The 24,595-nt window shown below is 64.3% G+C and carries 23 protein-coding genes; 12 read left to right on the forward strand and 11 right to left on the reverse strand.

Annotated features, from left to right (window positions below; translation table 11 throughout):
- Positions 1-281: 281 nt before the first annotated feature.
- The 5 genes from HF684_RS13035 to HF684_RS13055 form a co-directional block, all read right to left on the reverse strand.
- Complete coding sequence (locus tag HF684_RS13035; RefSeq protein ID WP_248278938.1) at positions 282-722, reverse strand: hypothetical protein; 441 nt, start codon at positions 720-722, stop codon at positions 282-284.
- On the reverse strand, positions 719-1,822 hold the full coding sequence (locus tag HF684_RS13040; RefSeq protein ID WP_169253924.1) for an adenosine deaminase: 1,104 nt from the start codon (positions 1,820-1,822) through the stop codon (positions 719-721). Before HF684_RS13040 ends, HF684_RS13035 begins: the two co-directional genes overlap by 4 nt.
- Before the next feature lie 35 nt (positions 1,823-1,857).
- A complete protein-coding gene (locus HF684_RS13045) occupies positions 1,858-3,024 on the reverse strand; it encodes a BMP family ABC transporter substrate-binding protein (protein ID WP_248278939.1) in 1,167 nt (388 codons plus the stop codon).
- Positions 3,025-3,144: 120 nt separating this feature from the next.
- Positions 3,145-4,317: an amidohydrolase gene (locus HF684_RS13050; RefSeq protein WP_169252810.1), complete on the reverse strand. Its 1,173-nt coding sequence runs from the start codon at positions 4,315-4,317 to the stop codon at positions 3,145-3,147.
- A 223-nt stretch (positions 4,318-4,540) separates the two neighbouring features.
- Complete coding sequence (locus HF684_RS13055; RefSeq protein WP_025778708.1) at positions 4,541-5,650, reverse strand: mannose-1-phosphate guanylyltransferase; 1,110 nt, start codon at positions 5,648-5,650, stop codon at positions 4,541-4,543.
- A gap of 345 nt (positions 5,651-5,995) precedes the next feature.
- Between HF684_RS13055 and sdhC the strand changes: the two genes are divergently transcribed.
- The 6 genes from sdhC (at position 5,996) to HF684_RS13090 (ending at position 11,750) form a co-directional block, all read left to right on the forward strand.
- Positions 5,996-6,373 (forward strand): succinate dehydrogenase, cytochrome b556 subunit, encoded by a 378-nt coding sequence (sdhC, locus tag HF684_RS13060; protein ID WP_081770431.1) that lies wholly within the window; start codon positions 5,996-5,998, stop codon positions 6,371-6,373.
- A 1-nt stretch (position 6,374) separates the two neighbouring features.
- Entirely contained in the window at positions 6,375-6,824 is a 450-nt protein-coding gene (locus HF684_RS13065; protein ID WP_025778711.1) for a succinate dehydrogenase hydrophobic membrane anchor subunit, read from the forward strand.
- A 9-nt stretch (positions 6,825-6,833) separates the two neighbouring features.
- Complete coding sequence (sdhA, locus tag HF684_RS13070; RefSeq protein ID WP_169252811.1) at positions 6,834-8,594, forward strand: succinate dehydrogenase flavoprotein subunit; 1,761 nt, start codon at positions 6,834-6,836, stop codon at positions 8,592-8,594.
- Positions 8,594-9,382: a succinate dehydrogenase iron-sulfur subunit gene (locus HF684_RS13075; protein ID WP_169252812.1), complete on the forward strand. Its 789-nt coding sequence runs from the start codon at positions 8,594-8,596 to the stop codon at positions 9,380-9,382. Before sdhA ends, HF684_RS13075 begins: the two co-directional genes overlap by 1 nt.
- A gap of 603 nt (positions 9,383-9,985) precedes the next feature.
- The gene (locus tag HF684_RS13085) at positions 9,986-11,212 is read left to right on the forward strand and encodes a serine hydrolase (protein ID WP_169252813.1); all 1,227 of its coding nucleotides are present in this window, start codon (positions 9,986-9,988) and stop codon (positions 11,210-11,212) included.
- 367 nt (positions 11,213-11,579) lie between these two features.
- Complete coding sequence (locus tag HF684_RS13090; RefSeq protein WP_164742818.1) at positions 11,580-11,750, forward strand: hypothetical protein; 171 nt, start codon at positions 11,580-11,582, stop codon at positions 11,748-11,750.
- Positions 11,751-11,955: 205 nt separating this feature from the next.
- Here the strand turns inward: HF684_RS13090 and HF684_RS13095 are convergent, their stop codons facing one another.
- The 6 genes from HF684_RS13095 to HF684_RS13120 form a co-directional block, all read right to left on the reverse strand.
- Complete coding sequence (locus HF684_RS13095; RefSeq protein WP_248278940.1) at positions 11,956-14,310, reverse strand: FdhF/YdeP family oxidoreductase; 2,355 nt, start codon at positions 14,308-14,310, stop codon at positions 11,956-11,958.
- 219 nt (positions 14,311-14,529) lie between these two features.
- A complete protein-coding gene (gene nrdF / locus HF684_RS13100; protein WP_062862062.1) occupies positions 14,530-15,501 on the reverse strand; it encodes a class 1b ribonucleoside-diphosphate reductase subunit beta in 972 nt (323 codons plus the stop codon).
- Positions 15,502-15,647: 146 nt separating this feature from the next.
- Positions 15,648-17,774 carry a class 1b ribonucleoside-diphosphate reductase subunit alpha gene (gene nrdE, locus HF684_RS13105; RefSeq protein WP_248279217.1) on the reverse strand — a complete coding sequence of 709 codons (2,127 nt, stop codon included), beginning with the start codon at positions 17,772-17,774 and terminating at the stop codon, positions 15,648-15,650.
- Positions 17,775-17,779: 5 nt separating this feature from the next.
- On the reverse strand, positions 17,780-18,193 hold the full coding sequence (gene nrdI / locus HF684_RS13110) for a class Ib ribonucleoside-diphosphate reductase assembly flavoprotein NrdI (protein WP_169252815.1): 414 nt from the start codon (positions 18,191-18,193) through the stop codon (positions 17,780-17,782).
- A gap of 2 nt (positions 18,194-18,195) precedes the next feature.
- A complete protein-coding gene (gene nrdH, locus HF684_RS13115) occupies positions 18,196-18,441 on the reverse strand; it encodes a glutaredoxin-like protein NrdH (protein ID WP_025778731.1) in 246 nt (81 codons plus the stop codon).
- Between the two features lie 421 nt (positions 18,442-18,862).
- Positions 18,863-19,018 carry a hypothetical protein gene (locus HF684_RS13120; protein ID WP_169252816.1) on the reverse strand — a complete coding sequence of 52 codons (156 nt, stop codon included), beginning with the start codon at positions 19,016-19,018 and terminating at the stop codon, positions 18,863-18,865.
- A 258-nt stretch (positions 19,019-19,276) separates the two neighbouring features.
- On the opposite strand from HF684_RS13120, the gene HF684_RS13125 reads away from it, so the two are divergent.
- The 6 genes from HF684_RS13125 to HF684_RS13150 are packed head-to-tail and all read left to right on the forward strand — an operon-like array spanning position 19,277 to position 24,536.
- A complete protein-coding gene (locus HF684_RS13125) occupies positions 19,277-20,272 on the forward strand; it encodes a MoxR family ATPase (protein WP_025778733.1) in 996 nt (331 codons plus the stop codon).
- 12 nt (positions 20,273-20,284) lie between these two features.
- Positions 20,285-21,169: a DUF58 domain-containing protein gene (locus HF684_RS13130; protein ID WP_169252817.1), complete on the forward strand. Its 885-nt coding sequence runs from the start codon at positions 20,285-20,287 to the stop codon at positions 21,167-21,169.
- The gene (locus HF684_RS13135; protein WP_169252818.1) at positions 21,156-21,608 is read left to right on the forward strand and encodes a hypothetical protein; all 453 of its coding nucleotides are present in this window, start codon (positions 21,156-21,158) and stop codon (positions 21,606-21,608) included. The genes HF684_RS13130 and HF684_RS13135 overlap by 14 nt, the downstream gene beginning before the upstream one ends.
- Positions 21,608-22,573 carry a VWA domain-containing protein gene (locus HF684_RS13140; RefSeq protein WP_248278941.1) on the forward strand — a complete coding sequence of 322 codons (966 nt, stop codon included), beginning with the start codon at positions 21,608-21,610 and terminating at the stop codon, positions 22,571-22,573. The genes HF684_RS13135 and HF684_RS13140 overlap by 1 nt, the downstream gene beginning before the upstream one ends.
- Positions 22,570-23,760: a VWA domain-containing protein gene (locus HF684_RS13145; protein WP_169252820.1), complete on the forward strand. Its 1,191-nt coding sequence runs from the start codon at positions 22,570-22,572 to the stop codon at positions 23,758-23,760. Before HF684_RS13140 ends, HF684_RS13145 begins: the two co-directional genes overlap by 4 nt.
- A complete protein-coding gene (locus tag HF684_RS13150) occupies positions 23,757-24,536 on the forward strand; it encodes a hypothetical protein (protein ID WP_169252821.1) in 780 nt (259 codons plus the stop codon). Before HF684_RS13145 ends, HF684_RS13150 begins: the two co-directional genes overlap by 4 nt.
- Positions 24,537-24,595 lie beyond the last annotated feature (59 nt).

Consider the following 24,595-nt stretch of genomic DNA (forward strand, 5'->3'; position numbering starts at 1 on the left):
TGCCGGGCTCTGACCTGACCGCGGATCCGTTGCTGCGGTCAGCCCCGCTGACGCGAGTTAAGTGTGCGCAGATTGCCCGTCAGACCGCCGGATTTTGGCAATCTGCGCACAGTTAACGCATTCTCCCAGCAGCGTCGGGCCGCCCCAGCTGCTCGAACTCGAAAAAACTTGGGTCGCCAACAGATACTCAGCGCAGAACTCAGGTCGCTATCGGATACTTTCGCCGCGAGAAAAGTATCCGAAAGCGACCTATGTTCGGACGAGCACCTGCTTGAACCGGCTCAATCGGTCAGGGCGCGGTTGTAGGCGTCGACGACCGGGGGCAGGAAGAAGCCCATGATCACGGCGATCGCGGTGACGAGGCAGGCGAGTCCCAGCAGCAGGGAACCGCCGATGACGCTGAAGGCGAAGACGATGACGAGCAGTTCGAAGGCGATCGCCGCCGGACGCGCCCACCGGTGCAGGCGCCAGGCGCCCCGGGCCGCGGCGCCGACACCGGCGGCGAAGATGAGGAACATGACGGCCAGACCGATCAGCGAGGCCGCCAGCGGTCCGGCAGTGATCGCCGTGATGACGAACGACACCGCCGCACCGATCAGGGCCAGTGCCTGGATGCCGAGGACGATGACGGGCAGCAGCATCGCCTGCGGGGTCGGAATCCCGTGCCCCTCAGGCTCCGGTGAGGCACCGGAGCCTGCGGTCCGGCCATTGCGTGAGCTCAAATGGTCACCCGGGCGAATCCGGGGATGAGGATCTCATCGAGCATGCGCTCACGCACATCCAACGGCAGGAAGGCCGCGGTCACAGCATTGACCGTCGCCCATTCGAGGTCGGTCTGGTTCCAGCCGGCCTCGTCGACGAGCAGACGCATCTCTCGTGACACCGACGTGCCGGACATCAGGCGGTTGTCCGGGTTGATGGTGACGGCGAAGCCGAGGTCTTTCAGTCCTGTGATCGGGTGTCCGGCGATGGTGCCGCCGATGTCGGTCTGCAGGTTGGAGCTCGGGCACAGTTCGAGCGGGATCTGCTGGTCGAGGACCCAGGCGGCGAGGCTGCCGAGCTGCCCCTGACCGTCGACGATGTCCATGTCCTCGACGATGCGCGCACCATGGCCCAGACGCTGGGCGTGGCAGATGGTGACCGCCTCGTGGATGGATTCCTTGCCGGCGGCCTCACCGGCATGGATCGTCACCGGCACATACGCCTGATGCAGGGCGTTGAAGGCGGAGAGGTGCGCAGACGGCGGGAAGCCGTTCTCGGGTCCGGCGATGTCGAATCCGACGACACCGGAATCCGCGCCCTTCTCGCGATGGCGGATGGCCAGTTCGGCGATCGCCAGGGAGTTGTCGGCCTGCCGCATGGCCGTGATGAGCTGGCCGACGCGGATGTACTTGCCCTCGGCCGCGGCCTCGGAGACGCCGGCCTCCAGACCGTCCTGGACGGCTTCGACGACGGCGTCGAGTTCGAGTCCGCCTTCGAGGTGCTGTTCGGGAGCCCACCGGGCTTCGGCGTAGAAGACGCCGTCGGCCACCTGGTCGAGGACCCATTCCTTGGCCACTCGGCGCAGGTTGTCCTCGCTCTGCATGACCGCCACGGTGTGCGAGAACGTCTCGAGGTAGCGGACCAGGTCACCGGAGTTCGCGGACTCCGAGAACCACCGGCGCAGCGACTCGGCATCGGTGGCGGGCAGGGTGTGGCCGATCGAGTCGGCCAGCTCGAGCATCGTCGACGGGCGCAGACCGCCGTCGAGGTGATCGTGGAGGGAGACTTTGGGCAGCTGCAGGATGGGGTCGTCCGATGCGACGCCGGCGGGTACATTCATCACCGTCTCAGCTTATCCGATGCGGCGTGCGCCCCTCATCCCTTCTCCGGGTCGATCTCCCCGCTCTTGATCCGCTCCCGCAGGTCCGTGATCCCCCGTCCGGCGTCGGAGACACGGGAGAGGAATCCGTCCTCGGCGACGATCCGCACCCCGCCGTTGTCGATCGTGCCCTCGTACCGTCGCTCGCTGACTTCGAAGCCGCCGATCTCCTCCGGCTCCGTCTTCGGGGCGGGGGCCACCTCGTCGGGGTTCCTGCTCTGCGGCCAATCGGGGAACATCGTCCGCAGTCCGCGGCGCACGTTCGGCTCCACGGTGGCCACGATCGCCTTCGAGAACCCGCCCGCGGTGCCGTACCAGATGACCTTCGGCAGGCTCGGCCCATCGTCCCCGCTCTCCGGGTCCTCCGTGGCCGCGGTCAGGTCGGTCCGCTTCTCATCCGCCGAGGTGACCACTCCCATCGCGGCCGCCGATCCGAACGGAACGAGCACGTCGACATCGGCGTCGAAGGATCGTTCGAAGTAGTCCTTCCCGGCGTCGCGGGTGTCGTCGATCGCCCGCGGCGAACCGTTCGCCGAGGCGGCCCGGTCCGAGGAGGGATGGTAGGACTCCGCTTTCGGCAGGTCCTCGTCCTTCTCCTTGTTGTACAGATCGACACCGGCGTCGAAGGCGGCCAGGATGCGGTCGGCCTGCGGGAATCCGTGCGAGACGACGATGCCGACTTTTCCCGTCTCCGAGGCAGTGGCCGCGGTGAAGCCGGCGATGTACGCCGGTGGGACGAGGTCGAAATCCATGCTCAGCACGTTCTTCGGCAGGTCGTCGGTGCCGGGCGAGACCCCGAGGAACAGGTCGTCGGGGTGAGCCGCGGCGAAGTCCGCGAGTTCGTCCGCTCCGCCGGGGCCGATGACCGTGGTCAGTGCACAGTCGTGCCCGTGCATCCGATCCAATGCCGCCGAGGTGGCCGACCCACCCGAGACGCGTTGACTCGAGGTGCCTGAGAAGACCCCGGCCCCGCGGGCCAGTTCCGTCTCCTCGAGGGTGAGTGCACCGGCGGAGTGATCGTCGAAGCCGGCCGGGGCCGAGACGAGGCAGCCCAGCCGTTCCTCTTCGAGGGCTTCGGGGGCCGTGACGGAGCAGGCGCTGAGCGTGAGGACGCCGACCGCGGCGAGCGCGGCGATCTGCGTGGTTCGGGCTCTCATCCTCATGGGTCCAAGATTATCGGCCCACCCTGACACGGCGTAATCAGACATCGTCCGTGGCAGATCACGTGGCAGGTCAGAGGGCAGCGGCGGCCGACCGCGTGCGGGCGATCAGCCGCCGGGCCATCACCGGTCGCGGTCGAGGACCTTGAGCGCGGTGGCCGTGAACACGCGGGCGGCGATCTCCACGGCACGTTCGTCGATGAGCAGATCACCCTGGTGGATGTCGTAGGTGATGCCGCCGGGTGTCCGGGTGCCCAGACGGATGAGCGCTCCCGGGCAGTGGGTGAGGTACCACGCGAAGTCCTCCCCGCCCATGGACTGCGGGGTCAGCTGCACCGAGTTCTCGCCGAGTTCCCCGCGGACGGCGGATTCGATGAGGGTGACCTGGTCTTCGGTGTTGACCACCGGTGGGACGCCTCGGCGATGTTCGAGGTCGACCTCGACTCCGTAGGGTCCGGCGATGCGGTCGACGAGCTCGGGCAGCACCTCGGCGACCTGGTTCCAGCCGTCGACGTCGAGGCACCGCAGAGTTCCGCGCAGGATCCCCTCGCTGGGGACGACGTTCGCGGCATGGCCGGCGCTGATCTCGCCCCACACCAGAGAGATCGCGTGGCGCGGGTCGATCAGCCGGCCCAGGGTCGAGGGCAGATCGGTGGCGAGTTTGCCCAGCGCGTAGACGAGGTCCTCGGTCAGGTGCGGACGCGAGGTGTGCCCTCCGTGACCGGACAGGCGGATGATGACGGTGTCGCCGGCGGCGGTGATGGCGCCGATGCGCGAACCGACCTTGCCGATGTCGACGTTCGGGTCGCAGTGGACGGCGTAGACCTCGGGCACGTCGTCGAGCACGCCTTGGGAGATCACGCGCAGGGCACCGCCCGGGGTGACTTCCTCACCGGGCTGGAAGATCAGGCGCACCCGGCCGCCGAGTCCGCCGGGCCGTGTCTCGTGGATCTTCTGCAGGGCGATGCCGGCACCGATGAGGGAGGTCAGGTGGACGTCGTGGCCGCAGGCGTGGGCGACGCCGGGCACGGTGGACCGGAATTCCTCATCGATGAGGTCATCGACCGGCAGGGCGTCGATATCGGCGCGCAGCCCCACGGCCACCGGCCCGTCGCCGATGTCGCAGACGACTCCGGTGCTCTCGAGGCGCCGGGGCTTGAGGCCGGCGGCCTCGAGGCGGGCGACGATCTTGTCGGTGGTCTCGAACTCCTGGAAGGACAGTTCCGGATGGGCATGGATGTCGCGGCGGAAATCGATGAGTTCAGCACCGATCTCAGCGATTGTCGAGCTGATCACGTCGGGTCCTTCAGAGCGGGGAGGTCGGGGATGGGCGATGTCGAACATTTCAAGCCATGTTAGGCACTCGATGTCATAAATGTGCCCATTGCGACCAATTTCGACATACTTCGCGTCCTGCTTTCCCACCCTCGCCGAGGCGACCGCCCCGTTCACGTCCGCCCACCCCTGCCGTGCACGACAGGGTACAGATCCGCCCGGTTCCGGAGACGGCCCTCCAGGATCAGAGCAGTTCGTCGAGTCCGCGCTCACCGGCGAGGGACACGGCCTTCTTCACATCCTGGGCGTGTGAGCGGGAGGTGATGAGCAGGACGTCGTCGGTGTCGACGACGACGAGGTCGTCGAGCCCGACGATGGCCACCGTCCGCGGTCCTTCGGAGAACACGACTCCCGAGGCATCGACCTCGAGCAGGTCGGTGTTCCCGCCGATCGAGATCACTCCCCGCGGTTCCCCGGGCACCGGCTGGCGCAGCCTGGCCACCGAATCGAAGTCGCCGACGTCGTCCCAGCCGAAGTCACCGGGGATGACGATGACACGACCGGCTGCGGCTGCCGGTTCGGCCACCACATAGTCGATGGCTCGCTTCTCCAGTCCGGGCCACACGGCACTGAGGACCTCGTCATGATCTGGGGTGTCCCAGGCCTCGGCGATCCGGGCCAGCCCCGAATAGAGCGGCGGGTCCTCCTCGGCGAGGATGTCGAGCAGGGCGGAGGCCTTGGCGATGAACATGCCCGCGTTCCAGCGGTAGCGTCCGGAGTTCACATACTGACGAGCCGTGCTCGCCTCCGGCTTCTCCGCGAATGCCAGCGCCCGCCGGGCCGTGGGCGCCCCGTCGAGTCCGAGCAGGTCACCGGTCTCGATATAGCCGTAGGCCGTGGCGGGATTGCGGGGCATGATGCCGACCGTGACGATGTCTCCGGTCTCCGCGGCCGCGACGGCCTGATCGATGACGAGCCGGAATTCGTCGACGTTCGTGATCGAATGATCGGCGGAGAACGATCCGACGATGGCCTCGGGATCCTCGCGGGCGATGAGCATGGCGGCCAGCCCGATGGCGGCAGCGGAATCCTTCGGTGAGGGTTCGGCGATGATCTGGCCGCGGGCGATATGCGGCAGCTGTTCGGCGACCTGATCGAAGTGGCTCTCGCCGGTGACCACCCAGACTCTGTCGTCGCCGACGATCGGCGCGACCCGATCCCAGGTGGCCTGGATGAGGCTGCGACCGAGACCGAGGACATCGTGGAGGAACTTCGGCGTCGCCCGGCGAGACAGCGGCCACAGGCGCGTTCCGGATCCGCCGGCGGGGATGATGGCGTGGAAGTGCGTGTTCACGGATTCAGTGTCTCAGAGTTCGGGCACGCCTTCCCCGAGGTTGCCCGCCGTGTCGGATGAGCCGAACCACAGGCACCCGGTGGGGATCTCCCCACCTCAGGACCGCCTCGGCGATGGTGCTCCCGGGTTCCCGGGCCGTCCAGGTCAGAACGAGAACGAGACAATTTAGAGCACACGACTGTGATGTAAATGAAATTCCGTGAGACGGTGAATCCCAGTTTTGAGGGAATTGCCAGGGTTGCGGTGTGATCCGGGACGCTCAGCCGTGTCTCGACTGGCACGGAAGCGGTCTTCGGCGTAGTTTCTAGACGTACACACCCGAATTATCAAGATGGAGGATGCTCCGTGGCCAAAGCGTCTACGGGCACTCTGTACCGAGGAAACGAAGGAATGTGGTCCTGGGTCGCGCATCGCGTCACAGGCGTCGGAATCTTCTTCTTCCTTCTGGTCCACGTGCTCGATACTGCCCTCGTCCGCGTCTCGCCCGAGGCCTACAACGCAGTGATCGGAACCTACAAGACACCGGTCATGGCATTCGGTGAGATCGCGCTCGTCGCCGCAATCGCATTCCATGCGTTCAACGGTCTGCGCGTCATTCTCGTCGATTTCTCGAAGAGTGGCCCGAAAAATCAGAAGAAGCTGTTCTGGGGAGTCATGGTTGTGTGGCTCATCATCATGATCGCCTTCATTCCCCGCCAGCTGATGCACACCTTCGGAGGCTGACATGAGCACAACATCCATTCCGGCTCCGCGGACCGGCTACTCCCGGCACAAGTCGACGCGCTCGAAGTTCGAGATGTTCGCATGGCTGTTCATGCGCATCTCCGGCGTCGTCCTCGTCATCCTCATCTTCGGCCACCTGTTCGTGAACCTGTGGGCCGGCGACGGCGTCCAGGCCATCGACTTCGGATTCGTCGCTGGCAAGTGGGCCAGCCCGTTCTGGCAGATCTGGGATCTGCTCATGCTGTGGCTGGCGATGCTGCACGGCACCAACGGTCTGCGCACCATCATCATGGACTACTCCGAGAAGCCCGGCACACGCATGTCCCTGCAGGTGATCCTCTACATCGCCTCGGTCATCGTCATCGTGCTCGGCACGCTCGTCATCTTCACGTTCGATCCCTGCCCGGCCGGAGCGGACCCCTCGGTCCTGGCTGAGTTCTGCAAGGCCTAAAGGAGAAACATGCAGGTACATCATTACGACGTCGTCATCGTCGGCGCCGGCGGCGCCGGCATGCGTGCGGCGATCGAGTCGGGCCAACGCGCCCGCACCGCCGTTCTCACGAAGCTCTACCCCACCCGTTCGCACACCGGTGCCGCCCAGGGCGGAATGTGCGCCGCACTGGCGAACGTGGAAGAGGACAACTGGGAATGGCACACCTTCGACACCGTCAAGGGCGGTGACTACCTGGTCGACCAGGACGCCGCGGAGGTGATGGCCAAGGAAGCCATTGACGCCGTCCTCGACCTCGAGAAGATGGGGCTGCCGTTCAACCGCACCCCCGAGGGCAAGATCGACCAGCGTCGCTTCGGCGGACACACCCGCGACCACGGCAAGTCCGCCGTGCGCCGCTCCTGCTACGCCGCAGACCGCACCGGTCACATGATCCTCCAGACCCTTTACCAACAGTGCGTCAAGCACGGCGTGGAGTTCTACAACGAGTTCTACGTCCTCGACCTCCTCATGACCGAGGTCGACGGGGTCAAGCGCCCGGCCGGAGTCGTGTCCTACGAACTGGCCACCGGCGAGATCCACGTCTTCCAGGCCAAGTCGGTCGTCTTCGCCACCGGCGGTGTCGGCAAGGTCTTCAAGACCACCTCGAACGCGCACACCCTGACCGGTGACGGCATGGCCGTGACCTACAACCGCGGGATCCCTCTGGAGGACATGGAGTTCTTCCAGTTCCACCCCACAGGTCTCGCCGGCCTGGGCATCCTGCTCTCCGAGGCGGCACGTGGTGAAGGCGGCATCCTCCGCAACTCCGAGGGTGAGCGCTTCATGGAGCGCTACGCCCCGACGATCAAGGACCTCGCTCCGCGTGACATCGTGGCTCGTTCGATGGCCAACGAGGTGCGCGAGGGCCGCGGCTGCGGACCGAACAAGGACTACGTCCTGCTCGACCTCACCCACCTCGAGCCCTCCCACATCGACGAGAAGCTGCCGGACATCACCGAGTTCGCCCGCACCTACCTCGGTGTGGAGCCCTACACGGAGCCGGTGCCGGTCTTCCCGACCGCGCACTACGCGATGGGCGGCATCCCGACGAACATCGAAGCCGAAGTGCTCGCCGACAACGACACCGTCATCCCCGGCCTCTACGCCGCTGGTGAGTGCGCCTGCGTGTCCGTGCACGGTTCGAACCGTCTGGGCACGAACTCGCTGCTCGACATCAACGTCTTCGGCAAGCGTGCCGGCATCGCCGCTGCGGAATATGCGCAGACCGCCGAGTTCGTGGAGCTGCCCGAGAGCCCGGCGACCGACGTCGTCGAGATGCTCGAGAAGATGCGCACCTCGGACGGCACCGAGCGCATCGCGGCGATCCGCAAGGACCTGCAGGACATCATGGACGCCAACGTCCAGGTGTTCCGCACCGATGAGACGCTGCGTGAGGCTCTCGACGAGATCGCCAAGCTGCGCGAGCGCTACAACAACGTGGGCATCCAGGACCGCGGCAAGCGCTACAACCTCGATCTGCTCGAGGCCGTCGAGCTCGGCTTCCTGCTCGAGCTCGCCGAGGTCATCTCTGTCGCCGCCATCCACCGCAAGGAATCGCGCGGAGGACACTTCCGCGAGGACTTCCCGGATCGTGACGACGAGAAGTTCATGCACCATACGATGACCTACCTCGATCCCGAAGCGGAGACCGACGGCATCAAGGGCATGCGTCTGGAGACGAAGCCCGTCATCGTCACCCGTTACCAGCCGATGGAGCGTAAGTACTGATGAGCACCGATACCACCCCAGAGCCAGCGTCGAAGATCGACCTGCCGACCCACGTGTCCGGCGAAGGCGGGTCCATCCCGTCCTTCGACTGCACCTTCCGGATCGCTCGTTTCGACCCCGAGGTCGATTCGGAGCCGCACTGGGAGGAATACAACGTCACGATGTACGGCACCGACCGAGTGCTGGATGCCCTCCACAAGATCAAGTGGGAGATCGACGGTTCGCTGTCCTTCCGCCGGTCCTGCGCCCACGGCGTCTGCGGTTCCGATGCGATGCGCATCAACGGCCGCAACCGCCTGGCCTGCAAGACGCTGCTCAAGGATCTCGACACGTCCAAGCCGATCACCGTCGAGGCGATCAAGGGCCTTCCGCTCGAGAAGGACATGATCGTCGACATGGAGCCCTTCTTCCAGTCGTACCGCGAGGTCATGCCGTTCCTCGTCACCTCGGGACACGAGCCCACGCGTGAGCGTCTGCAGTCGGCCGAACAGCGTGAGGCCTTCGACGACACCACGAAGTGCATCCTCTGCGCAGCCTGCACCTCCTCGTGCCCCGTGTTCTGGACCGACGGCCAGTACTTCGGTCCGGCCGCGATCGTCAATGCGCACCGTTTCATCTTCGATTCGCGTGACGAAGGCGGAGACATGCGCCTCGAGGTCCTCAACGACAAGGAAGGCGTGTGGCGCTGCCGCACCACCTTCAACTGCACCGAGGCCTGCCCTCGCGGCATCGAGATCACCAAGGCCATCGCCGAGGTGAAGCAGGCGATCCTGCAGCGCGCATTCTGATCGCGTAAGCGCAAGTCAGACTGCAGCGGCCCCGCACCACACGGTGCGGGGCCGCTTTCGTCTGCCCGGCCTCGGTGGGTGGGGTACAGCCTCGGTGGGTGGGGTACAGCCTCGGTGGGTGGGGTGCCTCGGGGAGAGGCGCCGCCTCGTTGGGTGGGGTGCCGCTGCGGTGGGTCGGGCGCCACGGTGAGGGTGCGGCCGCGGTGAGGAGGGGACAACTTCCTCAAATACACGGTTGAAGTCAGAGAGCACTGATTTGAACATGTGCCACTGGACTTCAACTGTGCTTTTGCGGAAGTGGTCCAGCCGCTTCGACAGCGTTCCAGCCGGATTACGGTCCACAGTTCTCTCAAATGCACAGTGAGGAACCTGAGCAGTCCGAAAGAATCTGTACCAAAAGCTCACTCGAGTCGCAGGGAGGGCACCTCTGCCGGTGGAGACGCCTCGGTGGGTGCCGCGCCGGTGGGTGCCGCGCCGGCGGGTGCCGCGCCGGCGGGTGCCGCGCCGGTGGAGGCCGCGCCGGTGGAGACGCCTCGGTGACGGTTCGTCCCTGTGAGGGAATCCTGAGGACGAGCTGCCTGAGGCGAAAGTAGACTGGGGCGCATGCGTTTCACCCGCTCGACTGCTTCCTCACCACGCGCCGTGCTCCTGCGCGTCCTCGGCTTCGCTGCCGCACTGCTGGTGCTCGCCGCCCAGCTCGTCCACTCCCCCGCACCCGCGCAGGCGGTGTCCCAGCCGGCGGAGTCGACAGCACCGGCGTATGTCAGTCCCGACGACCTCGGTGACGGCGCGAAGCCCCCGAAGCCGACGGGCACGTCCTGGCTTGTGGGCGACCTCGATTCCGGGGAGCTGCACGTGGCGAAGAACGTGGAGAAGCGGCACGCTCCGGCGTCGACGATCAAGCTGCTCACGGCTCTCGCGCTCGTCGACGAGTTCGCTGACAAGAAGAAGAAGGTGACCGCGGAGTTCGAGGACATGGAAGTCGATGGGACGAAGGTCGGTCTCATGCAGACGAACAAGTACTCGATCGATCTGCTCTTCCACGCGATGCTGATGTCGAGCGCCAATGATGCGGCGAATGCTCTGGGACGGGCAGCCGGCGGGCAGGACAAGGCCGTGAAGCTGATGAACGAGAAGGCCGCGGAACTGGGCATGTCGAACACGCAGGCGAAGAACACCTCGGGCCTGGACGCGAAAGGCCAGTACACGACCGCCGAAGACCTCATGAAGCTCGCGTGGGCGGTGTGCGAGGACGACTACCTGATGAAGGTCATCGGCACGGAGACATACAAGTTCCCGGGCGGGAAGAACCCGCAGACGAAAGAGAAGTTCAAAGGCTACGAGATCCAGAATCACACGAAGATCGTCGGCCAGGTCGACGGCGGGCTGGGTCTGAAGAACGGGTTCACCCGGGCCGCGAAGGGTTCGTATGTGGCCGTGGCCGAGCGCGACGGGCACCGTGTGGTCGCGACGATGCTCGGCATCGACAACAACTCGCGTCAGGCCGCCGTCGACCTGCTCGAATGGGACTTCGCCCAGAAGAACCCGAAATCGCTGCAGACCGTTCCCGTCGGGGTTCAGGCCACCGCCGAGGCGGTCCCGACCGCCACCGGCAGCTCGAGTGATGCCGGTGGCGCGGATTCGGATGCGAGCGGTGCGGCGGATTCCCAGGAGTCAGATGATCCGCAGCCGTCGATGACGTCCCAGGCTGTTGGTGTGGCGCTGGACAATCCCCTGGCTCTCGTCCTTCTGGCCGGCGGTACCGTGCTGTTCATCGCCACCGTCGTGCTGTGGGTGCGAGTCCGGGCGCGGATGCAGGGCCGTCGCTGACGACGCGATGCCCGACCTCGTCAGGGGTCGGTCGGAGCGCGGACTCGGTGCCGCCTCGGCGAGGGTATTCGCGAACCTGAGTCGAACTCTCTGACCCCAATTGGACAACCTGATCTTGGGCGCGTTACGATTGTGTTTTGCGTTCGAAGTTGTCCGCATTCATCGAACCGATCGTTGCGTTGCTCCTGACGACAAGCTTTTGAAGTCGCAGGCCCCGATCGTGGTTCGACTTTGCAGATGAATGTTCCGGACACTGTGTCTCTTCGAATCGCAGATCCCCATGGCGATCACCCAATCGCCGTATCGAGAACCTGAAGAATAGCGCGCGTCGATGCCTGCTATTCACAACTGAAGAAAGGAGGGAACCATGTCTGAGTTCCCACAGTGGGTCCAGCGCGGACTCGCACACGCAGGAATGATCGATCCCCGGATCAGCCGTCAGGCTCCTGGTGAGATCACGATCGAAGATGCGACCGGCCGTCTCGTGCTGTTCACCGGCACCTCGCTGCGTGAGATCACGCCGATGGCCGCCGCCTGACCGGACCCCGGTCATTCTGATCTGCCGGGATCGGCACGACCCCGATCGGGTCGGCCTGATCCGGACTGATTGAGAAGACGCCCACTTGCTGCCGGGTTTTACGCAGCAGGTGGGCGTCTGTCATTCACCCGGGAGTCGTCTGGACCCGGCGACGGGCGACAGCGGCGCTCACGCAGACCTGCAGACCCGTCGGCTCGATTGCATTTCACGCCTGCGCGTCGACGACGCTGTGGATCTCTGCGGACTCTTCCTCATCGGCGCGTGGCTCGAACCGCACCATCACGGCTTTGAATCCTGGTGTGTTCGACTCTCTGGCCACGAGATCCCGGTGAACCAGCGCGTTCGCCTCAGGATAGTAGGCCGCGACGCAGCCGCGCGCTGTCGGATAGGCAACCATCCGGAACTTCTCCGCCCGTCGCTCCTCCCCGTTGAAGACCGAGATCACGTCGACGAGCTGACCGTCGTCGACACCGGCGGGGCCGAGATCGGCTGGATTGATCAGAATCACCCTGCGCCCGCCCGAGATGCCCCGATAGCGATCGTCGAGCCCGTAGAACGTCGTGTTGTACTGATCATGTGAGCGCATCGTCTGCAGCACCAGGTGCCCCTCCGGCGGCAGCAGATACTCGAGTTCGCGGGTGCTGAACTGCGCCCGTCCTTCGGCCGTCGCGAAAGTCCGTGTGTCGCGGGGCGGGTTGGGCAGAACGAAGCCGTACTTGTCCCGCACTCGCCGGTTGAACTCCTCGGTGCCTTCCACGACCCGCGAGATGCGGTCGCGGATGACATCGTAGTCTTCAGCCATCGCCTTCCAGTCGATGACGTGATCAGGTCCGAAGACCGCCTCGGCGATCCGGGCGAGCAGCACCGGTTCAGCCAGGAGGTGATCGGAGACCGGTTCGAGCCGACCTTGGGTGCGGCTGACGACCGACATCGAATTCTCCACCGAGAGGAACTGTGCTCCCGAAGGATGTTTGTCATCCTTGTCGGTGCGTCCGAGCGTGGGGAGGACGATCGATGTCTTGCCGTGGACGACATGAGAGCGGTTGGGCTTCGTCGAGATATGCACGGTGAGTCCGGTGCGTCTGAGTCCGGCCTCCATGGCCGCGGTATCCGAGTTGGCCATGGCCAGGTTCCCGCCCAAGGACACGAACACGTCGACGTCTCCGCGGGCCATGGCGTGCATCGCCTCTGTGGAGTCATAGCCGTGCTTCCGGGGAGCCTCAATGCCGAACTCGGCATCGAGGCGCTGCAGGAAGTCCTCTTTCGGCTTCTCCCAGATCCCGAAGGTACGGTCGCCCTGGACATTCGAGTGCCCGCGCACCGGGCAGGCCCCGGCCCCGGGCTTCCCGAAGTTGCCCTGGAGGAGGAGCAGGTTGATGATCTCCTTGATGGTGTCGACTGAATGCGGCTGCTGTGTGATGCCCAGGGCCCAACAGAAGATCGTCGCCCGCGACTTCGCCAGCAGGTCCGCAACGTGTTCGATCTCGGCGCGCTCAAGACCGGTGGCGAGTTCGATCTCCGCCCAGTTGAGCTCCTGTCTGGCTTCCGCATAGGCGGTGAAGCCGTCGGTGGAGGACTCGATGAACTCCTGGTCGATGACTGTCCCCGGGGCCTCGGCTTCCTTCTTCAGCAGCAGATGACCGAGCGCCTGGAAGAGCGCTTGGTCTCCCCCGACGCGGATCTGGAGGAATTCGTCACTCGTCCTCTCCCCGTCGGCCAGCAGGCCCTTGGGCGTCTGCGGATCCTTGAAGCGGAGAAGCCCCGCCTCGGGCAGCGGATTGACCGCGACGACCTTGCCGCCGTTGCGCCGGCATTCAGCGAGCGTACCGAGCATGCGCGGATGGTTCGTCCCCGGGTTCTGTCCGACGACGAAGATGAGTTCGGCCTGCTCAAGATCCTCGAGTGACACGGTTCCCTTGCCGATTCCGATCGTCGGAGACAGCGCGGTTCCTGAGGACTCGTGGCACATGTTCGAGCAGTCGGGAAGATTGTTCGTGCCGAGACTGCGTGCGAACAGCTGGTAGAGGAATGCCGTCTCATTGGGCGTCCGACCGGAGGTGTAGAAGACCGACCGATCGGGCTCCGTGGCACGGATGTGGTCGGCAATGGTCTCGAACGCCTCGGCCCAGGAGATCGGCGAATAGTGCGACTCGCCTTCGCGGATGATCATCGGATGAGTGATGCGACCGGATTGGCCGAGCCAGTACTCCGTCTTCTCTTCGAGCACGGAGATCGGGTGCTGTTCCCACCAACCGGGTGTCGCCACGCGGGTCGTGTTCTCCTCGGCGAGAGCCTTCGCGCCGTTTTCGCAGAATTCGATCTTCTTCCGATCACCGGTGATCGACTCCGGCCACGCACATCCCGGGCAGTCGACGCCGTCGGGTTGGTTGACCCGGAACATCGACCGTACGGTCCGGCTCGCACCGCCTTGTCTGAGTCCGCGTTCGAAAGCCACTTCGACGGCTTTGAGTCCGGCTGCCGCAGTCTTCGGTTCGCTGATGACGAGGTCGTTCTCGTCAATATCATCGAATTCGACTCGACGTCCACGCACGTTCGACACTGACGATCACCTCTGACCTCGGAGAACAACTGTTGAACGATCCTATCCGAGCACGGTCGGCGGCTCAGAGCCACGGAGCGATAATCTCGCATTCCGGTCAGACTCTCGGGAATACGCTCCTGGGTCGCGCACCTGGGCGATTCGACGACTGGGAATGCAGAAGCGGCCCACCCAAGCATTCTGTGCCTGGATGGGCCGCGCGAGGTCGGGACCGAGAACTCAGAAGTCCCAGTCGTCGTCTTCGGTGTTCTCGGCCTTGCCGATGACGTAGGACGAACCCGAACCGGAGAAGAAGTCGTGGTTCTCATCGCTGCCGGGCGAGAGCGCCGCGAGGATCGCAGGATTGACCTTCGTGACCTCCTTGGGGAACATCGCTTCGTATCCGAGGTTCATCAGCGCCTTGTTGGCGTTGTAGTGGAGGAACATCTTGCAGTCCTCCGACAGGCCCACCGGATCGTAGATGTCGTGGGTGTAGGCGACCTCGTTCTCGTAGAGCTCGAACATGAGGTTCATGGTGTAGTCCTTGAGCTCCTGCTTGCGCTCCTCGGACTGCGACTCCAGACCCTTCTGGTACTTGTAGCCGATGTAGTAGCCGTGCACGGCCTCATCGCGGATGATCAGACGGATGAGGTCAGCGGTGTTCGTCAGCTTGGCGTGTGCCGACCAGTACATGGGCAGGTAGAAGCCGGAGTAGAAGAGGAAGGACTCGAGCAGCGTCGAGGCGACCTTGCGCTTGAGCGGATCGTCACCCCGGTAGTAGCTGAGGATGATGTCTGCCTTGGACTGCAGGTACTTGTTCTCACGCGACCAGCGGAAGGCCTCGTCGATCTCCTTCGTCGAGCACAGGGTCGAGAAGATGGAGGAGTACGACTTCGCGTGGACGCTTTCCATGAATGCGATGTTCGTCAGCACGGCCTCTTCGTGCGGGGTCACCGCATCCGGGATGAGCGAGATCGCACCGACAGTGCCCTGGATCGTGTCGAGCAGGGTCAGACCGGTGAAGACACGCATCGTCAGCGTCTTCTCATCATCGGTCAGAGTCGCCCAGGACTGGATGTCGTTGCTCAGCGGGACCTTCTCCGGCAGCCAGAAGTTGCCGGTCAGGCGATCCCAGACCTCATCATCGATCGGATCGACGACGCGGTTCCAGTTGATGGCGTCCACATGCGATGCCAGAGTCAGATTCTCCAACGCTTTCTCTCTTCCCAAAGTGCTGTTCGTCGTGAGTACGAGTTGTCTGCGCGGCAGACGAAAGTCATATGCGCGGGCCCGGCCGGTGATATGGGGCCCGCATGAAGCCGGCGGACCGATTCACATCGGTCCGCCGATTCCGTTGATCAGAGCATGCAGGAGACGCAGCCTTCGACCTCCGTGCCCTGCAGAGCAAGCTGCCGGAGCCGGATGTAGTAGATGGTCTTGATTCCCTTGCGCCAGGCGTAGATCTGCGCCTTGTTGATGTCACGAGTGGTAGCGGTGTCCATGAAGAACAGCGTCAGCGACAGGCCCTGGTCGACGTGCTTCGTGGCCTCGGCATACGTGTCGATGATCTTCTCGTAGCCGATCTCGTAGGCGTCCTGGTAATACTCGAGGTTGTCGTTGTCCATGAAGGGAGCCGGGTAGTACACGCGGCCGACCTTGCCCTCCTTGCGGATTTCGATCTTCGAGGCCACCGGGTGGATCGACGAGGTCGAGTTGTTGATGTATGAGATCGAACCGGTCGGCGGCACGGCCTGGAGGTTCTGGTTGTAGATGCCGTGCTCGGCCACTTGAGCCTTGAGCTCTCGCCAGTCGTCCTGCGTCGGGATGTGCACGTTCGCTGCGGAGAACAGTTCGGCCACACGAGCGGTGCGCGGCTGCCAGGCCTCATCGGTGTACTTGTCGAAGTATTCGCCGGTGGCGTACTTCGACCGCTCGAAGCCGGCGAAGGTCTCACCGCGTTCCTTCGCGATCTCCATCGACGCGCGCACACAGTGGTAGGCGACGGTGTAGAAGTACATGTTCGTGAAGTCCAGGCCCTCATCGGAGCCGTAGTAGATGTGCTCCCGAGCCAGATAGCCGTGGAGGTTCATCTGCCCCAGGCCGATGGCATGCGACATGTCGTTGCCGCGGGCGATCGAGGGCACGGATTGGATGTTCGAGGTCTCGGCGACAGCGGTGAGTCCCCGGATCGCGGTCTCGATGGTCTGACCGAAGTTGTCCGAGTCCATCGTCAGTGCGATGTTGAGCGAACCGAGGTTGCAGGAGATGTCCTTGCCGACGACGTCGTAGCCGAGATCATCGTCGTACTTGCTGGGTTCGGAGACCTGGAGGATCTCCGAGCAGAGGTTGGACATGATGATCTTGCCGTCGATCGGGTTCGCCTTGTTGACGGTGTCCTCGAACATCACGTACGGGTACCCGGACTCGAACTGGATCTCGGCCAGAGTCTGGAAGAACTCACGGGCGTTGATCTTCTTCTTCTTGATCGCCGCGTTGTCGACGAGCTCGGTGTACTTCTCGGTGACATTGATGTCGGAGAAGGGCACACCGTAGACGCGCTCGACGTCGTAGGGGCTGAAGAGGTACATGTCCTCGTTGCGCTTGGCCAGTTCGAAGGTGATGTCAGGGATCACAACACCCAGGGACAGGGTCTTGATTCGGATCTTCTCATCGGCGTTCTCGCGCTTGGTGTCGAGGAACTTGTAGATGTCGGGGTGGTGGGCGTGCAGGTACACGGCACCGGCGCCCTGACGCGCTCCGAGCTGGTTGGCGTAGGAGAACGAGTCCTCGAGCAGCTTCATCACGGGGATGACGCCGGAGGACTGGTTCTCGATCTTCTTGATCGGGGCACCGGACTCACGGATGTTCGTCAGAGCGAAGGCCACACCGCCGCCGCGCTTGGACAGCTGCAACGCAGAGTTGATGGAGCGGCCGATCGACTCCATATTGTCTTCGATGCGCAGCAGGAAGCAGGAGACGAGCTCACCACGCTGCCTCTTGCCTGCGTTGAGGAACGTCGGGGTGGCCGGCTGGAACCGCCCGGCGATGATCTCGTCGACGAGCTGGGTGGCCAGCGTCTCGTCGCCACGGGCCAGGAAGAGAGCGACCATGACGACACGGTCCTCGAAGCGTTCGAGGTAGCGCTTCCCGTCGAAGGTCTTCAGCGTGTAGGAGGTGTAGAACTTGAACGCACCGAGGAAGGTCTGGAAGCGGAACTTCTGATCATAGGCGCGTGTCGACAGCTGTTCGATGAACTCGAACGAATACTGGTCCAGGACCTCGGGCTCGTAGTAGTCGTTCTCGACGAGGTAGTCGAGCTTCTCCTTGAGGTTATGGAAGAAGACGGTGTTGTTGTTCACGTGCTGCAGGAAGTACTGACGGGCAGCCTGCTTGTCACGTTCGAACTGGATCCTGCCGTCCTCGTCGTACAGGTTCAGCATCGCGTTGAGCGCGTGGTAATCCAGATCCGTCTCTTCGCGGATGATGTCCTCTACATTGCGGTCTTCAGCGAGCTCGCGCACAGTTTGTCCAATCCTAGGTTGACAGCGTCGACATCTTCCTGAGTGCCCAGGAGTTCGACTCGATACATGAGGGGTACTTGACACTTTGCCGCGACCTTGAAGGCCGCGCGGCAGTAGTCCTCGCCGAAGTTCGTGTTTCCGGCGCCGATGACACCGACGAGATGACGGCGGTTCTCTTCGACATTGAGGAATCTGATGACTTGCTTGGGAACAGCCCCGCGATTGCGACCGGCCCCATAGGTGGGGGTGACGAGAACGAACGGCTCATCCACTCGCAGCGTCGGCTCCGTGGTCAACGTCGGCAACCGCACTGCCGGGTGACGCAGCTTCGAGACGAAGCGGTGCGTGTACTCGGAGTTGGCAGAGAAGTAGACCAGCAGCATTGTCAGGCCACGACGGACGCAGACTGTTCGCCGGTCAGGGTGGCGATCTTGTCCGGGCGGAAGCCCGACCAGTGGTCGTTGTCGGTGACGACGACGGGAGCCTGCATGTAGCCCATCGCCTTGACTACATCGAGGGCGTTCTCGTCGACGCTGAGATCGACCGACTTGTACTTCAGGCCCTTGGCGTCGAGAGCACGGTAGGTGGCGTTGCACTGGACGCAAGCTGGCTTGGTGTACACGGTGATCATGACGACTCCTTCAATCTGCTGTGCAGTTCGGCATTCTGATGGCTGTGACCGTGTCCCGTCAACTGCTCGATCATGATGAATATCACCAGGCGCAGGCTCAGGGGTGACCACTAGATGTTGTGTTCGGGTTAGACCTTACCCCTATATCCAGTGTTACACCAGTGTCATTCGAAGGTTCCACACCCTGTGTCATCACCGTCCACATTCGTCCACAGGCTGTGAACGACACTCGTGTAGTTCGATCACCTGCGCGGACGCTGGCATCGGCGGCTTCCGGGCCGATTTTCGGCCGCTGTTCCGCCCGCGTTATCCACCGCTTTCCACAGGAAAATTTTTTGCCTGTGGGCATGTCGCGGACCCCTCGTCCGACGATTCCGAACTCGTTCGTGCGGCACCGGTCACGTCGGAGCGGAGGCGATCATCACATCGCTTCGTCACCGGTCGCAGGGACCGAGGCACCGCCTGTCGTGCGGACCGGGTCGGCAACCTCGGTACGGACCGGGTCGGCCGCCTCGGTGACGGTGATCTCCTCCGGATTTCTCCGGGTTTCGCTTCGCACCTCCTCCCTGACCGTCATCTGTCTCATCGACATTACAGATCGGTCCTGACATGAGATGGCCCGGCTGTGAACGGGCAGTGGCAGATCCTCTGCGACCGGCTCTGCGACCGGGCGGTCGACCGAGCCGGAGTCGGAAGTGTGTCAGCACTGCAACGTCGACGGCTGTTGCGTGTCAGCGCCACCCAATATGCTGGAGACCACAGAAACGCACCGCACTGCGTGACTGACGACCACAGCGACACCGAGCGACCAGTGACACCGAGAGACTGAGGGACCATGACGGCAACGGCACCGGCGAACACGCAGGAGATCGCGCACGCACAGACGATCCTCAAGGCCTTGGAGTCCTACCTCGACCATTTCGTCGTCGGGCAGCAGCGCCTGCGCGAATCCCTGCTCATCGGGCTCCTCTCCAGCGGTCACCTGCTGTTGGAGAGCGTGCCGGGTCTGGCGAAGACCACGGCCGCTGCCGCGCTGGCCAATGCCGTGGACGGACAGTTCTCCCGCATCCAGTGCACTCCTGACCTGCTGCCGGCCGACATCATCGGCTCGCAGATCTACAACGCGCATGAGGGCTCGTTCAATACGGTGCTCGGCCCCGTGCATGCGAACATCGTCCTCCTCGACGAGATCAACCGGTCATCGGCGAAGACTCAGTCGGCGATGCTCGAGGCCATGCAGGAGAAGCAGACGACGATCGGGGGCAAACGCTTCGAACTCCCCCGCCCCTTCCTCGTCATGGCCACACAGAACCCGATCGAGCAGGAGGGCACCTACCAGCTGCCGGAAGCCCAGCTCGACCGGTTCATGATCAAGGATCTGCTCACCCACCCGAACCCCGGCGAGGAGGTCGAGATCCTCTCCCGCCTCGACTCCGGAGTCTTCGACAAGGATTCGGTGCCCGATCCGGCCTGCACCCTCGACGATGTCGTGACCATGCAGAGCTATGCCCGCACCGTCTACATCGACCCGGCCATCACCCGCTACCTCGTCGAGCTCGTCCACGCCACCCGCAATACGACGAAGTACCTCGGGCGATTCGCCCCATACATCGAATACGGAGCCAGTCCGCGTGCCTCCATCGCGTTCACGAACGCCGGCCGGGCGCTGGCGATGATCCGCGGCCGCAACTACGTCATCCCCGAAGACATCAAGGACCTCGCCCACAGAGTACTGGCCCACCGCATCCAACTGGGCTTCGAAGCCGCCGCCGAGAACATCACGAGCGCCCAGATCGTCGATGCCCTCCTCATGGCCGTGCCCACCCCCTGAGCGGCGATACCCATGACTGTCCTGCTCAATCGCATCAAGGCGCGGATGACCATCCACGCCCACCGGCGGACCCGGCGCCTCCTCGACGGGGACTACTCCTCGGTCTTCCACGGCCACAGCCTCGACTTCGATGATCTGCGCGACTACATCCCCGGTGACGAGATCCGCGACATCGACTGGAAAGCCACGGCCCGGCACACCGAGCCCCTGGTCAAACGCTATGTCGCCCACCGCAGGCACATCCTCGGACTCGTCGTCGACACCTCCCGCAACTTCGACGCCGTGACCTCCGCCGGTGCCGACAAACGCCACCTGGCCATCCTGATGGCCGGAATGGTCGGCTACCTCGCCGTCCGTCATGCCGACGACGTCATGCTCATCCACGGACATGCCGGTCACACCACCGCCTCCCCGCGGAAAGGCAGCGAGGCCCACCTCGAGCACCTCCTGCAGCAGATCCTCGCCGAGACCGGCACCGCCTCCCCCGGGTCGATCAACACCCAGCTGCAGTGGATCACCAGCCACATCAACCATCGGATGCTGCTGGTCGTCATCTCCGATCAGGCTCCGCTGGGGCCGGAGGCCGAAGCGACGATCCGCCGACTGCGCGCCCAACACGAGGTCCTGTGGATCACGATCACCGACGCGGACCTCGCGGGTCTGCCGGCCGCCTCGGCGCCGTTCGACGTCGCCCGCCCCGACCGCGGGCTGCCGACCTCGGTGATGACGAAACCGGAGGTCCGACAGGAATTCGCCCTCGCCGAGGCGGCCCGCCGTCAGCAGCGGAACGACCTTCTCGCGAAACTGGGGATCTCCCATATCGAAATCGACCATCCGAAGTCGGCCCTCGGCCGACTGCACACTCTTCTGCTGAGGCACCGCCGTGGGCCCCGCTGAGCTCATCGGGCCCCTGGAGGTCTCACCGGCGTGGTACGTGGCGGCCTGCTTCGTGCTGCTGCTGGTGCTCGGAAATTTCTTCGCCCCGCTCTTCCGCGCCGCGGCCGGAGTCACCGCAGCGGCAGGCCCGCGCATCCCGATTCCCGTGCGCAGCACCTACCTCTCCCGCATCGGCGCGGTGGAGACGGGCTTGAGCGACGAGTCCGCGGACGTGCGCGAATCGGCACAGGAGCTGGCAGTGATCGTGCGCGAATTCGCCCATGATGCGTGGGGCGTCAAAGCCGAACATCTGACCTACCGCGATGCGGCCGTCGCCGGTCTCGACGACCTCGCCGACTGCCTGCTCGGCCTCTACGAGGCGGAGTTCGCCGAAGCGGAGCCGGCGGGCCTGCAGCCGCAGATCGCCGAAGCCAGGAAGCTGGTGGCACGATGGTCCTGATGTTCTGGTGGCTGGCGCTCATCCTGCTGGTCCTCGCCGCAGCCGCGGTCTACTTCTTCCGCCGTCCGAAGCAGACGGAGTCCTCACTGGCCGTGGCCCACAGCGGACGGATGACGAGCCTGCCGAGTTTCCGCAGAGCCATGCGCAGACGGCTGGTGACCACGGTCGCCCTCCTCGGCGTCGTCGTCCTCACCGGACTGTCCGCGCTGGCGGGAATCGCTCGCCCGGCCTGGATCGAGACGGTCAACCCGGAACGGAAGATGCGCGATGTCATGCTCTGCCTCGACGTGTCCGGCTCGATGCTCGGCTACGATGCCGATCTGCTCGAGTCCTACCAGGAACTCGTCGACCGCTTCGACGGCGAACGCATCGGACTGACCGTCTTCAACGCCACCGCGGTCTCCGCATTCCCGCTCACCGACGACTACGACATGGTCCAGAACTACCTCGCCGAGGCCGAGGAGGGGTTCCGCACCTGGGGCGCCGAGGGCACCGACTACTCATGGTCGACCTCGCCCCCGAACATCGGCGGCTCCTCACTCATCGGCGACGGGCTCGTCAGCTGCGTCGACAACTTCGACCGGCAGGACGAGGACCGGTCCCGGTCGATCATCTTCGCCACGGACAATATGCTCGCCGGTGAGCCGCTCTTCGAACTCAACGAAGCCGCCGATATCGCCGTCGACGCGAAGGTCCGCGTCTACAGCCTCTCCCCTCCCTCGGTGCTAACGACCACTCAGACGAAGGAGCTGCGTTCCGTGTCCGACCGCACCGGCGGCGAACAGTTCGACATGGGCTCGGCCTCGACGATCGACCGCATCGTCGAGGAGATCCAGAGCCAGGAAGCGGCGAACACCCCCGGGCGGTCGTACACGATCGTCCATGACATGCCGATGGTTCCGCTCGGCATCGCCGTCTTCGGCCTCGCCGGAGTGTTCGTGCTGGCATGGAGGACGAAATCATGATCTTCGATCCCGTGTTCACCTGGTTCGGCTGGGGCGTCCTCGTCCTCGCCCTGCTCACCGTGTGCATCATCCCGGCCATCCGCGGCGACGGTCCGCGCTGGAGGTGGTTCGCCCGCATGGGCGTCGTCGCCCTGCTCGCGCTCGCTCTGGCCCGCCCCGGCGCCCCCATCAAATCCTCGACCGAGGAGTACGAGGCGCGAGCCGATGTGTACTTCGTCGTCGACGTCACGACGTCGATGGCCGCCGAGGACTTCGACGGGAACGACACACGCCTGACCGGGGTCAAGGAGGACATGCTCGAACTCGCCGATGCCTTCCCCGGCACCCGGCTGAGCATCATCACCTTCGCGTCGACCGCAGCCACCGTGATGCCGCTGACGACCGATCACGCCGCCTTCGCCTCCGCCGTCGACGTCCTCGAACCCGAGTCGTCGATGAACTCGAGGGGCTCATCGATCACCGAGGCCGGTGAGGAGCTCGAGAAGCGGATGACGTCGAACGATGAGGACCGCCCGGAGAACAAGAACGTCGTATTCTACTTCGGCGACGGTGAGCAGACCGTCTCGGAGAATCCGGAGTCGTGGTCATCGTTCGCCTCCCGCATCGACAGTGGAGCCGTCTTCGGATACGGGACCGAACAAGGCGGGAAGATGCGCGACAGCCAGCCGTTCGGCTACGGGTCCGGAGTCGGTGATCCCGGCACTGCGCCCGGCATCGGCGACCCCGATGACCCCGATGACGATCAGGCACCACCCGAATACATCGAGGACCGCAACGGCGAACCCGGGATCTCGATGATCGACGAGGGCAACCTGCGCCGGATCGCCTCGGACCTCGGCGTCGACTACCACCACCGCGACGGAACAGGTGCGATCTCCAGCGTCTACACCGCTCCGAAATACGATCAGGCCCTGGTGAAGAAGGACGGCCGGGTCACCGTCGACGAATACTATTGGGTCCCGCTCATCCTCGTCTTCGCGTGGATCACCGTGGAGCTCGTCTTCGGAGTCCGCGAATATCTTCGCCTCAAGGCGATCACCCCGAAGCGCCCTCGCCGAGGCGGTCCGCCCGGTTCCGGCGGCCCAGTTCCCTACCAGCAGGTCCCCCAGCAGCCCGTTCCCCATCAGGCGGTTCCTCATGGGCCGTCGCCTCACCAATCGGCGCCCTACCGGAGAGGTCCGCGATGAACCGTGTGAAGAACCTGTGGTCACGGCGGCGCCGGATCACGAAGATCAACCTCATCCTCGGCACCATATTCGCCCTGGTGTTCGGCTATATCGCGATGGCCACCTATTTCGGAACGGCCTCGCAGGTCCGATACACCTCGAATGACTTCCCCGGTGCGAAGAAGGCGGCGACGGCGTTCCTTCGGGTCAGCCCGTTCCAACGTCACATCGGCTACTTCAACCGCGGCACCGCCGAGGCGGCCGTCGGCGATTTCGATGCTGCCCAGACCGACCTCGAATCCGCTTTGGAGATCGCTCCGACCTCGGCCGAGTGTGCGGTGCGGGTCAACCTGTCCTATGTCTACGAGAAGCAGGCAGATCAGATCGCCTCGCAGGACCCCGACCAGTCGCAGGAGCTCTACGACCGATCGCTGAAGACACTCGAGGACGCACCCGAGGAATGCCAGCCGAAGAAGAGCGAAGAGAAGCAGAAGAGCAACCAGGCGAAGGAACGCGTCGAGGACAAGAAGCAGGGCGAGAAGGCCAAGGAAGAGGGAACCGACGACAGCGAGTCCGATGACGAGGATTCGCATGATCAGGACTCCGACGACAAATCCTCCGGAGACGAGGGCCAGGATTCCGACGAGGAGAAGACACCGGACGATTCCTCAGGCAAGTCCGAACGTGAGAAGAAGCGTGACGAGCTGGAGAAACGCCGTGAGGATTCCGAACGGCAACAGCGACAGCAGGGCCCAGGCGGCGACGGCGGCCGGTCGACCCCGGAGAAACCCTGGTGATCGCCGGCGCGGGCCTCCGGTCGCTCGGGCGAGAGGCTGCGGCACCGCTGCCCTGTGAC

The sequence above is a fragment of the Brevibacterium sp. 'Marine' genome (assembly GCF_012844365.1).
GTDB lineage: Bacteria > Actinomycetota > Actinomycetes > Actinomycetales > Brevibacteriaceae > Brevibacterium.